Source organism: Methylobacterium mesophilicum SR1.6/6, assembly GCF_000364445.2.
GTDB lineage: Bacteria > Pseudomonadota > Alphaproteobacteria > Rhizobiales > Beijerinckiaceae > Methylobacterium > Methylobacterium mesophilicum_A.
The window spans coordinates 2,496,240-2,511,384 of sequence record NZ_CP043538.1 but is presented as its reverse complement, the minus strand read 5'-3'; the positions used below and the strand labels follow the sequence as shown (position 1 = coordinate 2,511,384).

The following is a 15,145-nucleotide window of genomic DNA, read 5'->3' as shown; positions in this document are numbered from 1 at the left end:
CCGGTAGAACGCCACAACGGCGCAGCTTTCGGTTCAACGGGTGAGGCGCGGGCCGCGTTCCAACCGACCCGCGACCCGCGACCGCCTCAGACCTGCATGAGCCGGATGTTGTTGGTGTTGCCGGCGGTGTGGAACGGGATCCCGGCGGCGACCACGATGATGTCGTGGGGCTTCGCGAAGCCCTCGTCCTGTGCGTGGTGGCAGGCCTTCGAGGTCATCTCCTCGTAGCTGTCGACATCCTCCGTCAGGACGCTGTGCGCCCCCCAGAGCAGGCTGAGCCGGCGTGAGGTCCCGATGTTCGGGGTGAGCGCCAGGATCGGGGAAGCCGGGCGCTTGCGCGCGACCCGGGCCGCCGTCGTCCCGCTGGCCGTGTAGGCGACGATCGCGGCGGCATGCACAGCCTCGGCGAGATCGGCCGTGGCGGTCGCCACCGCGTGGGGTGGGGTCTCCTCCTCGCCGGGCTCAAGGGCGGCCACGATGGAGTGGTAGAGCTTGTGCCCCTCCACGCTCCGGATGATCCGGTCCATCATGGCCACGGCCTCCACCGGGTAGCGGCCCGTGGCCGATTCCGCCGAGAGCATCACGGCATCGGCGCCGTCATAGATGGCGGTGGCGACGTCCGAGGCCTCGGCCCGGGTCGGCGCCGGGGCGTTCACCATGGAGTCGAGCATCTGGGTGGCCACCACCACCGGCTTCACGGCGCGCCGACAGGCGCGGATCAGCTCCTTCTGCCGCCCCGGGACGTCCTCGTGCGGGATCTCGACGCCGAGATCCCCGCGGGCCACCATCACGGCGTCGGAGAGCTGGATGATGTCGTCGATCCGCTCCAGCGCCTGCGGCTTCTCGATCTTCGACATGATGCCGGCGCGCTCGCCGATGAGGCCGCGCGCCTCGATGACGTCGGAGGGCTTCTGAACGAAGGACAGGGCCACCCAGTCGACCCCCAGGTCGAGGCCGAAGGCGAGGTCGGCACGGTCCTTCTCGGTCAGCGGCGAGAGATCCAGCAACGTGCCCGGCAGGTTCACGCCCTTGCGGTTCGAGATCGGGCCGCCGGTGACCACCTCGGCGGTGATGGCGGTCCGCTCCGGGCCGGTGACCCGCACCCGCACCCGGCCGTCGTCGATCAGGAGCTCCTGGCCGGGAACCACGGCGTCGAAGATCTCCGGATGATGCAGCGGGATCGCCTGCTTGTCGCCCTCGTCGCCTTCCAGGACGAAGCGCACCATTTCGCCGGCCTGGAGGTCCAGGCGTCCGCCCTGCAGCGTGCCGATCCGGATCTTCGGTCCCTGCAGGTCCTGAAGGATGCCGATCGGCCGGCCGACCTCCTTCTCGAGGTTGCGGATCGCGGCGTGGACCTTGGCGTGGTCGGCCTGGACGCCGTGGCTGAAATTCAGCCGGAAGGTGTCGACCCCGGCGAGGAACAGGGCATGCAGCTGCTCCGGCGTCGAGCTGGCGGGTCCAACGGTGGCGACGATCTTGGCATGGCGGTGTCGGCGCATGAGGGTCTCGGGCTCCTGAGGCTGACTCCGGGATCGGCGGGCGATTGCACGCCGACGCCGCTCACATCGGGCCCGGGACCGTCCGCGGCGAGGGGGGCAGTGCCGGACGAGTGCATTTTCAGCGGGCGCCGGAGACTCGGCCACCCGTTATCTGGCTGCCTCGCGGGCGATCCCGGCCAGTCCCGCGTCGAAGACGCCCGCGATGTCGGCGACGGCATCGGCGTCGCTCATGCCCTCGGCGTCGAAGGTCGCGCTCCAGACCACCGTGGATCCGGGCCCGTTCGGCCGGACCGCGAGGGTCGCATTGTAGGCGCGCACGGGCAGCGGACCCTGGATGAAGCTGTAGCTGTAGCTCATGCCGGCCTCGTCCCGGGCGGTCTCCACCTCGACGACGGTGCCGAGGCCGCCCTTCACGACGAGGCCGCGGATCTGCGCGCGGATGCCGTCGTCGTCATCGTCGGCCGACAGGATGCAGCGCGCGACCTGCGGATGCCAGAACTGGATCGCGCAGAAGTCGCCGATGAGCGCCCACACGGCGGCGGGCGGCGCGGGAAGATCGCGGCTGCGGGTGACTTCGAGGGCGCAGGCCGGTCCGGCCGCGACCATCGCCACCAGGCTTCCGGCGAGGGCAATGCGGGTCACGCGATCGGGCTCCCTCGCGGTATCGCGGGGGATGTAGGGCGCGACGTATGATCCGTCGCCGGAGCGGGGCGACGCGAAGATTGGGAGCGCCGCCGAGAGGCTCGTGATCAGGCCGCCCCGCCCCGGAGGCGACACGCGATCGATCTGCCCCTAGAAGGCGCTCGGCACGGCCGGCCCGAATCCCGCGCCCCGCTCGATCTCGACCACCGGAGCCCGCGATGAGCATCACGGCGCGCATGTCCCAGGCGGTCCGCGCGGCCGCAATCGTCTGCGGCCTCGCGCCCGCGGTGGCGCAAGCGGCTCCGGAGGCCGCTCCGCCCTTCGAGACCTGCCGCGCCGACCTCGTCGCCACCGCGCAGGCGCGGGCGGTGCCGACGGGCGTCGCGGAGGCGCAGCTCGCCGGCCTCACGCCGGATCCGGAGGTGATCGCCGCGACAGGGAGCCAGGGCGAGTTCGTCCGGCCGATCTGGGACTATATCGAGGCCAGCGTCACCCCGGCCCGCATCGAGGCTGGCCAGCGTAAGCTGGCCGAGCACGCCGACAACCTGGCGGCCATCGAGGCCCAGTACGGCGTCGACCGGCACATCCTCGTGGCCTTCTGGGGCGTCGAGTCGAGCTACGGCGCCGTGCTCGACAATCCGGCGGTGGTGAAGCCGGTCGTGCGCTCGCTCGCGACGCTCGCCTGCGGCGATCCCGCCCGATCCGGCTACTGGCGCGACGAGCTGACCTCCGCCCTCCAGATCCTGGCATGGAATGCGGCGCCGCTGGACCGGATGCCCGGTGGTCTCACCGGATCCTGGGCCGGCGCCATGGGCCACACCCAGTTCATGCCGACGGTCTACCAGCGCTTCGCCGTCGATTTCGACGGTGACGGCCGGCGCGATATCTGGACTTCGGTCCCCGACGCACTCGCCTCGACGGCGAATTACCTGCGCGCCCACGGCTGGCGCCCGGATGAGGGTTGGGGTTCGGAGGTGAACCTGCCCCCGGGCTTCGACGCCGCCCTGGCCGACGAGACCACCTCCCGCAGCCTCGACGCGTGGCGGGCGCTGGGGGTCCGTCCGGTCGCCGATCGCGCGTGGACGGACGGAGCCGCGGAGGCGACCCTGATCCTGCCCGCCGGCATCCGGGGCCCGGCCTTCCTGCTCAGGCCGAACTTCGCGGTGATCCTGCGCTACAACACGGCCTTGGCCTACGCACTCACGGTGGCGCATCTGTCGGACCGCCTGCGCGGCGACCCGGGCTTCGCGCGCGACTGGCCGCGGGGCGACCGGCCGCTGACCTCGGACGAGCGGCGCGACCTGCAGAACCGTCTCGCCGAGCGCGGCTTCGCCCCCGGGATCGTGGACGGCAAGATCGGGCCGAAGACCCGGGCGGCACTCCGGGCCTTCCAGGTCTCGGTCGGCCTGCCGGCGGACGGCTACGCCGACGCCCCCGTGCTGGAGCGGATTCGGGCGACGCCTTGAACTCGGCGATCAGGCCAGGAAGGCCGGCTCGTCCCGGGCGAGGACGCGCTTGACGCTCTCCAGGTGCAGCCGCGCGCTCTCGGCGCGCCCGGCGGCCTCCTGGGCCGCCACGCGCTTCACGATCGCCTCGGGCACGACCTTGAGGGTCCGGCCGGTGCTGAAGGCGAGCACCTGCGCCTGCGCGGCCCGCTCCAGGTAGTAGAGGTCGTCCCAGGCCTCCGCGATGGTCTCGCCCAGCACCATCACGCCGTGGTTCTTCAGGAACACCACGTCGGCCTCGCCGGCGGCGCTGGCGATCCGTTGGCCTTCCTGCGCGTCCAGGGCCAGACCGTTGTAGTCCTCGTCCACCGCAATGCGCCCGTAGAAGCGGAGCGCGGTCTGGCCCGCCCACATCAGAGGTTGCCCCTCCAGCATGGCGAGCGCCGTCGCGTAGGGCATATGCGTGTGGAAGGCGGCCCGGGCCCGGGGCTTCAACCGGTGCAGCTCGGCGTGAATGTGGAAGGCGGTGGCCTCGGGCTGGCCGTCGCCCTCCACGACGTTGCCGTGGAAGTCGCAGAGCAGCAGGCTCGACGCCGTCACCTCGGCGAAGGCGAGGCCGTAGGGATTGACCAGGAACAGGTCCGGCCGCTCGGGCAGCACCGCCGAGAAGTGATTGCAGATGCCTTCCTCCAGGCCGTGGCGGGCGGCCCAGCGCAGGCAGGCGGCGAGATCGACGCGCGCCCGGCGCACGCTGTCGGCGTTCAGGGGCTCGTTGCTGCGCACGGGCGGCGTGCCCGGGGCGGTGACGGCGTGAGCCATGCGTGAAGGCCTTCCTGTTCTCGTGCGAAGGGGCGGCCGGGATCCCCGGCCTGACGCGCATCTTACCCGCCGGCGCGGTCTTGCGGAGGCGCCCCGGGCGCGGATTCGGACGGCCAGGCATGAGCGTCCGTCACGCCGCCGACGAGGTTGAGCCCGAGCAGGAAGTCCGACGCGAAATCGGTGCGCACCACCGGCTCGCGGGCTACGGGCTCGCGAAGCGCGTCGCGCTCGGCACGGCGGGCGTCGACCGCCTCGGCGACGGTGACGCTTCGGAAGCGCAGGTGCGTCCCGCCCCGAACCTGAGCAAGGCGTCCCAGATCGGCGCCGATCACGGTGGCGATCTTCGGGTAGCCGCCGGTGGATTGCCGGTCCGCCATCAGCACGATCGGCAGGCCGTTCCCCGGCACCTGGATCGCCCCCATGGCGACGCCGTCGGAAACGATGTCGTGGCCGCGGGCGTGCGCCAGCGGGGTCCCGTCCAGGAAGCACGCCATGCGGTCGCCCCGCGGCGAGACGGTCCAAGGCCCATCGAGGAAGGCCGCGATCTGGTCGGGCGCGAAATAATCGTCCTGCGGGCCGAGCACGACACGGATCGGTCGCGCGTCCCGCTGAAGCCAGGGGATGACGAGCCTGTGCGGCGCCCCGTCGGCCGGCCGATCATCGGCCACCGGCAGGCGATCCCCGGCGGCGAGGCCGCGACCGTCGAGGCCGCCGAGCGCCGAGCGGGTATGGGTGGCGGTGGAGCCGAGGACCGGGGTCACGTCGAGCCGGCCGCAGACCGCGAGATAGCCCCACGATCCCGCATCGCCCGCCCGCACGGCGAGCGTTTGTCCGGGGGCCAGCGTCAGCGCGACGGCGCCGGGCAGCGTCGCGCCGTCGAGGGCGATCCGGAAGCCGGGGGCGACCAGCGCGATCCCGAGCGGGCCGTCCTCGGCGGCGACCGTCACGCCGCCGGTGGAGATCTCGATGGCGATGGCATCGAGGGGATTGCCGGCCGCGCGGTTGGCGGTGGCGTGCATCAGCGGATCCATCGGCCCGGCGGCCGTGATGCCGTAGCGCAGGTAGCCGTGACGGCCGCCATCCTGGAGGGTCACGCCGGGGCCCGCGGCCTCGATCACGAGCGCACCCATCAGCGGGCCTCCCCGCGGCGGGCGACCGGCTCGCCCGCCGCCTCGCGGGCCGACAGCGCGTCGAAGGCTGCGGCGTCCACGGGCTCGAAGCGGAGCAGGTCGCCCGCGCCGACGAAGAAGCTCGGGTCGCGCTCCGGCGCGTAGAGACGCGCCGGCGTGGCGCCGATCACGTACCAGCCGGTCGGCATCGGCACGGTGGCGACCGCCGCGAGACCGCCGCCGATCATGACGGCGTTCCTCGGGTGGGGCGGCCGTGGGCTGGCCCGGCGCGGGACCGCCAGGACCTCCGGCAGGCCGCCGAGATACGCGAAACCCGGGGCGAAGCCGTACATGTAGACCCGGTAGGTCACCCCGGCATGGGTCGAGACCACCGCGTCCGGTGTCAGGCCGGAGCGCTCGGCCACCTGGGCGATGTCCTCCCCGTGCGGGGCGTCGTAGCAACAGGGCAGCGTCCATACGGTGGGCGTGGCCGCGCGGGCGGCGCCCGCCGTCAGGGACCGCACCCGGGCGACGAGCGCCTCGCGGTCGAGCACCAGGGGATCGTAGTGCAGCATCAGCGAGCGGTAGGTCGGAACACGCTCCCGCAGGCCCCGCGGCGGATCTCCGCCGAGGGCATCGTCCAGCGCGAGAACCCGATCGCTGATCGCGGGATCGACGGTGGTGCCGAACTCGACCACGAGTGCGGCTTCGCCGGCGTCGAGGAGCCGGGGTTCGTCGGCCCCGCCGCTCACGGCCGGAACGGCGCCAGCGCGACGCCCGCGCCTTCGAGCCGGGTCCGGACCGCGCGGGCCGTGGCGACCGCGTGGGACGAGTCCCCATGCACGCAGATGGAGCGGATCGGCGTTGGCAGCGCCGTGCCCCCCGCCGTCAGGATCGCCCCTGTCTCGACCATGCGCAGGACCCGATCCGCAGCCTCGCCGGCATCGGTGATCAGGGCACCCGGCTGGCTGCGCGGCATCAGGAGCCCGGCTTCGGTGTAGCCACGGTCTGCGAAGATCTCCTGGTGAACCTCGAGGCCGCAGGCCTCGGCCGCCTGCACCTGCGCGGTGAGCGCGATGGCCAGCAGCGCCAGATCGCGGTCCACCGCGCGGACCGCGCGGGCGATGGCGTCGGCCACCGGCCGCTCCTCGGCGGCGACGTTGGCCAGCGCCCCGTGAGCCTTCACGTAGGTGATGCGGTGGCCGGCATAGGCGGCGAGCGCCTGCGCGGCGCCGACTTGGTAGGCGACGAGGCGCTCGATCTCGGGGGCGCTGAACGGCATCCGGCGTCGGCCGAAACCCCAGAGGTCCGGGAAGCCCGGATGGGCGCCGACCGCGACGCCGCGTTCCTTCGCCAGCGCGAAGGTGCTGGCCATGATCTCGGGATCCCCCGCGTGGAGACCGCAGGCGACATTGGCGGAGGTCACGATCCCGAGGATGGCCGCGTCGTCGCCGCAGGCGTAGGCGCCGTAGCCCTCGCCGAGATCGGAGTTGAGGTCCACGCTGATCAACGGTCCCGCTCCCTTGCCGAGGCGCCCCCGCCGCGCCCGCGTTCATCCAACGCGGTTCCTTATCAGAAGTCGCGCGGGCGCCTCCACGGGTGCAAGGCCGATGCCCGATGCCGCCTCGCCGTTTTGAATCCGCCGGCCCGGCCCGGCCGGCCTCCGACGCGTCACCGCCGCGGCAGGCCGCCCGGCTGATCTGCGGCATCGGGAAGCGGCAGCGCAGCTTGGACACCGACGATAAGGGGCGTCGCTGTGTCCAGATGGTGCCAATGGACAGTCCAGAACCCGTGGCGCCGGTCGAACGATCCGAAGTTCCTGTTTTTCCACGGAACTACCGGGTCGATCCGGCACTTGAGCCCTCTGAAAACTCTGGAGGAGCGTTACATGAAGGTTTCACACCTGGCCGGTGCGTTCGCGCTGTTTGCCTTGGCTGCCAGCCCCGCCCTTGCCGCGCCGTGCAGCACCGGCACGACGAAGGCCAAGTCCCCGGACCAGCAGGCTTCCAACCCCAACAGCTCCGACGTCGACAAGTCGAGCAAGAACCTCGCTGGCGGCAACCAGCCCGCTTCGCCCGGCACCGTGGGCGCCATGAACAACGCCGGTGCTACGCAGACCGCCGAGCGTCAGGCGCCGACCGATGCCAACGCCAAGTCCAACGCGAAGGATCCGGCGGCCGCCAACCTCGCGGGCGGCAACCAGCCGGCCTCTCCCGGCACCGTGGGCGCGATGAACAAGGCCGCCGCCGACAGCCAGACCGCACCGGCCTCGAAAGACGATTGCTGATCCGCATCTGATAGTCGAAGCACCTGTGCAAGCCCGCCCGGCCTAGCCGCGGCGGGCTTGCCTGTATCTGGACCCCCGCGAAAACCCGCGCGCCGCACGGCGAGGCCGGTTCGACATATCCGCAACAGGCACGTTCCCCTGCACCGAATTCTCGCCCTGGGCCCGGTTTGAGATCGGCTCAGCCGGTGTATCTGGCGTCAAAGTCGGGTAGATTCGGCAATTGCGCTTGGGAGGACATGTCGTGGGTCGGGGGCGAGCTTTCCTGCTCATCGGGGGATTGCTGCTCGTCGTCGGCGGCGCTTTCACGCAAGCCGGCGCCGATCTGCGCGCCAGGGCCGGCCCGCTGCTGTCCGATCTGCGCGAGCGACTCGAACCGCTGATCCCGAATCTCCGCACCGAGCGCGTCGCCGAGGTGCACCTTCCGGCCCCTCGCACCGCCGTCGAGGACGGGCGCACCTTCGTGCGGCTGTCGGCGGCCGAGCGCGAGCGGATCGGCCTCGTCGCCGAGGTCCGCCCGGCCGTGCTGCACCGGCAGGAATTGACCGCGTACGGAAGCGTGCTCGACATCGCCCGCGTGACGGAACTCGCCAACAGCTACGCGGGCGCCGTCGCGGCGCTTCAAACCGCCCAGGCGCGGGTCGAGGTCTCCGGCAGCGCCGCCCGGCGCGCGCGAAGCCTCGGCGCGGGCGTCGTGGCGGTGGCGCAGATCGAGACCGCCGAGGGCACCCTGCTCACCGATCGGGCTGCCGTGACGGCGGCCGAGTCCCAGGTGCGGACGCTCGCCGCTACCGCGCGGCAGGAATGGGGATCGGTGCTCGGCAAGGCGATCGTCGAGCGCTCGCCCCTGGTCACGCGCCTCATCGAGCGGGCCGAATTCCTGGTTCAGGTGACGCTGCCGCCGGGCGAGACGCTTCCGCAGCCGCCGCAGGCCGCCTTCGCCGAGGTTCCGCCACAGAGCGAGCGGGTCGCGCTGCGGCTGGTCTCGGCGGCGACCCGGACGGATCCGCGCATCCAGGGCCAGAGCTTCTTCTACCTGGTCTCCGGCGACAGCGGCCTCCTGCCCGGCACCAGCACCATGGCATTCCTGCCGGCCGCGCGCGCGGTCCGCGGGGTCCTGGTGCCCGAGGATGCCGTCGTGCACGGCGAGGGGAGCACCTGGGTTTATCGCGGCACCGGCGACGGCGCCTTCGTCCGGCATCCGGTGCGGCCCGACGCGCCGATGTCGGCCGATGCCTACGTGGTCACCGATCTGCCGGACGGCGGCGAGATCGTTCTGCGCGGCGGTCAGGCGCTCCTCTCGGAAGAGATGAAGAGCCGGATCCGGGTGGTGGGGGATGACGATGACTGAGCCGCCGGGCGCGGCCGGTCGCGGCGGCCCCCAGGCGTTTCTCGTCGGATTCGCCGTGCGGCTGCCGCGGGTGGTGCTCGCGCTCGCCTGCGCGGTACTCGCCTTCGGCCTCTACGTGCTGGCGGGCGCGCGCTACGACGTGTTCCCGGAATTCGCACCGCCGATCGTGACCATCCAGACCGAGGCGCCGGGCCTCGATTCGGAGCAGGTCGAGGTGCTGGTCACCCAGCCGGTGGAGGTCGCGATCGGCGGCCTGCCGGGGCTGGAGACCCTGCGCTCCACCTCTATCCAGGGCCTCTCGGTGATCAATGCCGCGTTCAAGCCCGGCAGCGACGTCGATCGCATCCGCCAGCGCGTTAACGAGCGGCTGGCGGCCCTGGCGGGGCGCATGCCCGACGGCGTCGCCACGCCGGCGATGACGCCGCTCACCTCCTCGACCCTCACGGTGCTCCTCGTCGGGCTCACCGCCGAGGCCCGGGACGCCATGGACTTGCGCCACGTGGCCGAATGGACCGTGCGCCGCCGCCTCCAGGCGGTGCCGGGCATCGCCCAGGTGTCGATCTACGGCGGGGCCGTGCGCGCGCTGCAGGTGCAGGTCCGGCCGGACGACCTGATCCGCTTCCAGATCGGCCTCAACGACGTGCTGACGGCGGCCCGGAAGGCCACCGGCGTGCGCGGTGCGGGTTTCGTCGACACGCCGAACCAGCGTGTCCTGCTGCGGAGCGAGGGCCAGTCGCTCACGCCGGAGGCTTTGGGCCGGACGGTTCTCCACAACGATGGCGGGGCGAGCGTGGTTCTCTCCGACGTGGCGACCGTCACGGCCGCCCCCGAGCCGGCGATCAGCGCGGCCCTGGTGGATGGAAAGCCCGGCGTCCTGTTGATGGTCGGTGCCCAGGTCGGGGTCGACACCCGTGCGGTCACCGCGCGGCTGGAAGCCGCCCTGGCCGAATTGCGTCCGGTCCTCGACCGGGAGGGAATAACCCTCCGCGCCGACCTGTTCCGCCCGGCGAGCTTCGTGGATGTCGCGACCGGCAACGTCATCCAGGCCCTCGCCTTCGGCGGGGTGCTGGTGGTGATCGTCCTCCTCGTTTTCCTGGCGGATTGGCGGGCCGCGCTGATCAGCGCGGCGGCGATCCCGCTGTCGCTGATCGCCGCCGCGCTGGCGCTCCAGGCCTGGGGCGAGAGCCTCAACACCATGACGCTCGGCGGCCTGGCGCTGGCCATCGGCGAGGTGGTCGACGACGCGGTGATCGGCGTCGAGAACGTGGCGCGCCGTCTGAGGGCGGCCAGAGGCGAGCGGCCGGCCCGGGTCGTGCTGGCCGCCATGCTGGAGGTGCGCACGTCGGTCGCCTACGCGACGCTCGCCGTGCTGCTGATGTTCCTGCCGGTCCTCTCGCTGACCGGGGTGGCCGGTCGCCTGTTCGGACCCTTGGCGCTGGCCTACATCGCCGCGGTCGTCGCCTCGCTGCTCGTCGCGCTCACCGTCACGCCGGCGCTGGCGCTCCTGCTCCTGGGCGGCCGGATGGCGCGGGGCGAGGCCGCGCCGCCGCGTGAGCCCCCGGTGGTGCGCTGGAGCCGGGCGGCCTATCTCCGGCTGCTCGCTGGGATCAGCCGGGTCCCGCGCCTCGCGATGCTGGGGAGCCTGCTGGTGACGCTCGCGGGCGCTGCCATCCTGCCAACCCTCGGGGCGGTGTTCCTCCCCGATCTGCGGGAGGGCCACATGATCCTGCACATGGTCGCCGTGCCCGGCACTTCCCTGCAGGAATCGCAGCGGCTCAGCGCGCTTCTCACCGGGGATCTGAAGGGGATCACGGGCGTGCGCGCCGTGGCCGCGCAGATCGGACGCGCCGAGGCCGGCGAGGATACGGCGGGACCCCACTACAGCGAGATCCACATCGATCTTCAGCCGGGCCTCGACGGGGCGGCCCAGCGCTCCGTGGAGTCCGCGATCCGCGACCTGATCGCCGGATTCCCCGGCGCGGCCTTCTCGCTCAAGACCTTCCTGACCGAGCGGATCGAGGAGACGGTGTCGGGTTTCACCGCCCTCGTCGTGGTCAACGTCGTGGGCAGCGACCTTGACCGGATCGAGGCGGCCGCCCGCTCGGTCGCGCGGGAACTTGCCGAGGTGAAGGGCGCCCGCGACGTACAGCAAGCCTCCCCGGCGGGCCTGCCGCAGGTCACCGTGGCGCTGCGCCCGGTCGATCTGCGGCACTGGGGCCTCGATCCGGTGGAGGTTCTGGAGGCGGTCCGTACCGCCTACCAGGGCGACGTGGTCGGTCAGGCCTACCGCGGCAACGCCGTCTTCAACGTGCTGGTCATCCTCGACGCGGGCGTGCGAAGCCGTCTCAGCGCGGTGGGCGACCTGCCCCTGCGGGCACCTGGCGGCCGCTATGTCCGCCTGTCGCAGATCGCTGACGTCTACGAGAGCGCGGGCCGCTATCAGGTGCAGCATCTGGGCGCGCAGCGGGTCCAGGCCGTCACCGCCAATGTCGCCGGGCGCGACATGGCGGGCTTCGTGGCGGCGGCCAAGCGCAAGATCGCCAAGGAGGTGCGACTGCCCGAGGGAGTCTACGTCACCTTCTCGGGGGCGGCGGAGGCGCAGGAAGCGGCCCGGCGCGACCTGCTGATCCACGCCGGGCTCGCCGGCTTCGGCATCGTGGTGCTGCTCGCCATCGTCACCGGCTCGGCGGCGAATCTGATGCTCGTCCTCGTCAACCTGCCCTTCGCCTTCGTGGGCGGGGTCGCGGCGGCGGCGCTCACCGGGGGCGTGCTCTCGCTGGGCTCGATCGTCGGCTTCGTCACCCTGGCGGGCATCTCGCTGCGCAACAGCGTGATGATGATCGCCCATTACGAGCAGATGGTGATCCGCGACGGTCTCCCATGGAACGCCGCCACCGCCGCGGAGGGCGCGGCCGACCGGATGGTGCCGATCCTGATGACGTCGCTGGTCACCGGACTCGGGCTGCTGCCGCTGGCGCTCGGCGCGGGCGAGCCCGGCCGCGAGATCGAGGGCCCGATGGCTTTGATCATCCTGGGCGGCCTCGTCACCTCGACGGTGCTGAACCTCTTGATCCTGCCTGTGCTCGCCCTGCGCTTCGCCCGGTTCCGCTCGGAGGAGCCCGGAGATCGGGCGTTCACGCCAGCCCGGCCCTGATACGATTTCCGACGGGACACTTCGGTTGACGCATCCTCACCGTCATCACGAGCAGTGTGAAGGGGTCCAGGGTGGCGCGATCTGGATGGAGGTGGCGCCGTCTGGATCGCTTCGCTCCGCTCGCCAAGACGGGGGTGGAAGGCATCGATCGGCAACGGTTTGAGATGCCGTATGCCGGTTACCACCAGCTGGCGCGGGTCTCGGGCACGGGTTGGCGGCTGGCCGCGGCCGGCCTCAGCGAGCGATCCAGGGCCGCCAGTACCCTGCGCACCGCCTCCTCGTAGGTCGCCGCCACCGGGTCGCGGGGACGCGCGAGCCTGACCGGCACCGTCTCGTCGAGGCGTCCCGGCCGTGGGCGCATCACAACCACGCGGTCGGCCAGCGTCACCGCCTCGCCGACATCGTGGGTGACGATCAGGATCGTCGGCTTCGACTCGGACCAGAGGTCCAAGAGCTGCTCGTGGAGGCCCTTCCGGGTGAAGGCGTCGAGCGCCGAGAACGGCTCGTCCAGGAGCAGGACCCGGGGCTCGGCCACGAAGGCTCGGGCGATCGCGACGCGCTGCTGCTGCCCGCCCGACAGCTCGCGCGGCCACCGGCCGCCGTGCTCGGCCAAGCCGATCCGCTCGAGAGCGCGAGTCACGCGCGCGCGCCGCTCGGAGCGGGACAGGCCGGTGAGCCCGAAGCCGACATTGCCCGCCACGTCGAGCCAGGGCAGGAGCCGCGGCTCCTGGAAGACGACGCCGACGCTCGGGTGCGGCTCGCGGATGGTCTCGCCGTCGACTTGAACGCGGCCGCGGCTGGCTTGGTCGAGTCCCGCGATCAGCCGGAGCAGCGTCGTCTTCCCGCAGCCAGAGCCGCCGATCAACGCGACGACCTCCCCCTGCTGCACCGACAGGCCGATCCCCTCCAGCGCGCGCGTGCCGTCGGCGTAGGTCTTCGAGAGGTCGTCGACGATGAGCACGGGCGTCTCTGGTCCGGGCGTGGCTGCTGGTGTGACGACTGAGCCGGTGGTCGCGGCGAGATCGGCGCCGGCGGTCACAGGCTCTCTCGCGCCGTATCCTGCCACCGCGTCAAGGGCGATGTCAGCGAGACGAGGGCCATGTCGGCCAGCTTGCCCACCAGCGCGAAGGCGATGATCGCCGCCACGATCTGATCGGGCTTGCTGAACTGCTGACCATCGACCAGCAGGTAGCCGAGGCCTTCGGATGCGCCCATCAGCTCCGCCGCCACGACGAACAGGAAGCCGAGGCCGAGACCGGTGCGCAGACCCACGAGGGTCGCCGGCAGGACCGCCGGCAGCAGGATGCGCCGGGCCAGCGCGAGGCGTGACAGCCGGAAGATCCGCCCGACCTCGACGAGCTTCCGGTCCACCGAGGCGATCGCTCCCGAGACCCCGACATAAACCGGGAAGAACACGCCCACGGCGATCAGCAGCACCTTCGGCGTCTCGAGGATGCCGAACCACAGGATGAACAGGGGCACCCAGGCGAGGGATGGAACCGCGCGCAGTGCCTGCAGGGTCGGGTCGATCAGCCAGCGCAGCACCGGCACCGTGGCCACCAGGGCGCCGGCCAGGATCCCAGCCGCCGCCCCGCAGAGGAAGCCGAGCCCGACCCGGAGGAGGGTGGCCTCGACATGCATCTGCAGGTCGCCCGAGGCGGCGAGCGCCCACAGGGTGGCACCGATCCGGCTCGGCGGCGGGAGCAGGCGCCCGGATGCGAGGCCCGTATCGACCGCGACCTCCCAGCTGAGCGCCAGCAGGAGCGGCAGGAGCAGGCCGAGCCCGGCACGACCGCTCCGCCGCAGGAGCGGCACTCCAGGCATCACCGCCCGGGGGCGGGGTTGAAGCCCGGGTCGAGCAGGCCGTCGACCGCCGCCGGCACGTCGGTCCCGGCCGGGATCACGCCGGCCTGCTGCAAGGCGAGGCCGGCCGCCTTGATCGACTCGGCCTGGGCCGGCCCGATCGCCGGCTGCGACAGGTCCGTGCGCTCGATCTGGCGGGCGATCACCGGCTCCGGCAGCTTGGTGGCCGCCACGAGGGCCGCAGTCAGCGCCTGCGGATTGGCGAGCGCGTAGGCCCGCGCCTTCTCGTAGGCGGCGATCACGGTCCGGACGAGGTCGGGATTCGCCTTGGCAAACTCCTCCCGGACGTCGAGCAGGCCCCAGGTGTTCGCGGCGGCATCCCGGTAGAACAGGACGTCGCCGTTCTCGATCTCGGCGGCCGCCATCATCGGGTCGAGGCCGGCCCAGGCATCGACGTCGCCGCGATCGAGGGCGGTGCGCCCGTCCGGGTGCTGGAGCAGGACGAGCTTGGCGTCGCGCTCGGTGAGCCCGGCGGCCTGGAGCGCGCGGATCAGGAAGATGTGCGGGTCGGTGCCCCGGGTGACCGCGACGCGCTTGCCCTTGAGATCGGCCGGCTTGGTGATGCCGGTGTCTTTGCGGGTGACCAGCGCGGTCCATTCGGGGCGCGAGTAGGCGTAGATGGCCTTGATCGGGTTGCCGTTGATCCGCGCCACGAGGGCCGCGGCGCCTGCCGCCGAACCGAAATCGATGGCGCCGGCGTTCAGGAATTCGAGCGCCTTGTTGGAGCCGAGCGACTGGACCCAGCGCACCTTGATGCCGCGCGGCGCCAGGGCCTCCTCCAGGAAACTCTTTTCCTTCAGGAGCAGGCCCACCGGATTGTAGGTTGCCCAATCGAGGCGGACTTCCTTGGGATCGTCGGCGCGCGCCTCTCGCACCAACGCACTGCCGAGACAGGCCAGGGCGAGACCGGCGGCCAGCAGGGATCGGCGGGTCGAGAGCATGGAAGGGACCTCAAGGTGCGGGATGGGATGGGCGACCG

At 72.1% G+C, this 15,145-nt stretch carries 13 protein-coding genes; 4 read left to right on the top strand and 9 right to left on the bottom strand.

Features of this window, described 5'->3' with window-relative positions; genetic code table 11:
• Window positions 1-86: 86 nt before the first annotated feature.
• Window positions 87-1,499, bottom strand: coding sequence for a pyruvate kinase (pyk, locus tag MMSR116_RS11945; protein ID WP_010682921.1), 1,413 nt, complete (start codon window positions 1,497-1,499; stop codon window positions 87-89).
• 147 nt (window positions 1,500-1,646) lie between these two features.
• The gene (locus MMSR116_RS11940) at window positions 1,647-2,141 is read right to left on the bottom strand and encodes an SRPBCC family protein (RefSeq protein ID WP_010682922.1); all 495 of its coding nucleotides are present in this window, start codon (window positions 2,139-2,141) and stop codon (window positions 1,647-1,649) included.
• 218 nt (window positions 2,142-2,359) lie between these two features.
• Here MMSR116_RS11940 and MMSR116_RS11935 point away from each other — a divergent pair, with 218 nt between their 5' ends.
• On the top strand, window positions 2,360-3,607 hold the full coding sequence (locus MMSR116_RS11935) for a lytic murein transglycosylase (protein WP_010682923.1): 1,248 nt from the start codon (window positions 2,360-2,362) through the stop codon (window positions 3,605-3,607).
• A 9-nt stretch (window positions 3,608-3,616) separates the two neighbouring features.
• On the opposite strand, the gene MMSR116_RS11930 is transcribed toward MMSR116_RS11935, so the two are convergent.
• The 4 genes from MMSR116_RS11930 to MMSR116_RS11915 all read right to left on the bottom strand — a co-directional run bounded on the left by MMSR116_RS11930 (window position 3,617) and on the right by MMSR116_RS11915 (window position 7,024).
• Window positions 3,617-4,405, bottom strand: coding sequence for an aldolase (locus tag MMSR116_RS11930; protein ID WP_010682924.1), 789 nt, complete (start codon window positions 4,403-4,405; stop codon window positions 3,617-3,619).
• A 62-nt stretch (window positions 4,406-4,467) separates the two neighbouring features.
• On the bottom strand, window positions 4,468-5,535 hold the full coding sequence (locus MMSR116_RS11925; RefSeq protein WP_010682925.1) for a biotin-dependent carboxyltransferase family protein: 1,068 nt from the start codon (window positions 5,533-5,535) through the stop codon (window positions 4,468-4,470).
• On the bottom strand, window positions 5,535-6,266 hold the full coding sequence (locus MMSR116_RS11920; RefSeq protein WP_010682926.1) for a 5-oxoprolinase subunit B family protein: 732 nt from the start codon (window positions 6,264-6,266) through the stop codon (window positions 5,535-5,537). The genes MMSR116_RS11925 and MMSR116_RS11920 overlap by 1 nt, the downstream gene beginning before the upstream one ends.
• Entirely contained in the window at window positions 6,263-7,024 is a 762-nt protein-coding gene (locus MMSR116_RS11915) for a LamB/YcsF family protein (protein ID WP_010682927.1), read from the bottom strand. The genes MMSR116_RS11920 and MMSR116_RS11915 overlap by 4 nt, the downstream gene beginning before the upstream one ends.
• A 378-nt stretch (window positions 7,025-7,402) precedes the next feature.
• Here MMSR116_RS11915 and MMSR116_RS11910 point away from each other — a divergent pair, with 378 nt between their 5' ends.
• From MMSR116_RS11910 to MMSR116_RS11900, 3 genes are all read left to right on the top strand, one after another.
• On the top strand, window positions 7,403-7,801 hold the full coding sequence (locus MMSR116_RS11910; RefSeq protein ID WP_010682928.1) for a hypothetical protein: 399 nt from the start codon (window positions 7,403-7,405) through the stop codon (window positions 7,799-7,801).
• Window positions 7,802-8,042: 241 nt separating this feature from the next.
• Window positions 8,043-9,149 carry a hypothetical protein gene (locus tag MMSR116_RS11905; RefSeq protein WP_010682929.1) on the top strand — a complete coding sequence of 369 codons (1,107 nt, stop codon included), beginning with the start codon at window positions 8,043-8,045 and terminating at the stop codon, window positions 9,147-9,149.
• Window positions 9,142-12,303 (top strand): efflux RND transporter permease subunit, encoded by a 3,162-nt coding sequence (locus MMSR116_RS11900; protein WP_010682930.1) that lies wholly within the window; start codon window positions 9,142-9,144, stop codon window positions 12,301-12,303. Before MMSR116_RS11905 ends, MMSR116_RS11900 begins: the two co-directional genes overlap by 8 nt.
• 178 nt (window positions 12,304-12,481) lie before the next feature.
• Here the strand turns inward: MMSR116_RS11900 and MMSR116_RS11895 are convergent, their stop codons facing one another.
• The 3 genes from MMSR116_RS11895 to MMSR116_RS11885 form a co-directional block, all read right to left on the bottom strand.
• The gene (locus MMSR116_RS11895; RefSeq protein WP_039892668.1) at window positions 12,482-13,264 is read right to left on the bottom strand and encodes an ABC transporter ATP-binding protein; all 783 of its coding nucleotides are present in this window, start codon (window positions 13,262-13,264) and stop codon (window positions 12,482-12,484) included.
• A gap of 74 nt (window positions 13,265-13,338) precedes the next feature.
• Window positions 13,339-14,127 carry an ABC transporter permease gene (locus MMSR116_RS11890; RefSeq protein ID WP_010682932.1) on the bottom strand — a complete coding sequence of 263 codons (789 nt, stop codon included), beginning with the start codon at window positions 14,125-14,127 and terminating at the stop codon, window positions 13,339-13,341.
• Window positions 14,127-15,107: an aliphatic sulfonate ABC transporter substrate-binding protein gene (locus MMSR116_RS11885; RefSeq protein WP_010682933.1), complete on the bottom strand. Its 981-nt coding sequence runs from the start codon at window positions 15,105-15,107 to the stop codon at window positions 14,127-14,129. Before MMSR116_RS11885 ends, MMSR116_RS11890 begins: the two co-directional genes overlap by 1 nt.
• Window positions 15,108-15,145 lie beyond the last annotated feature (38 nt).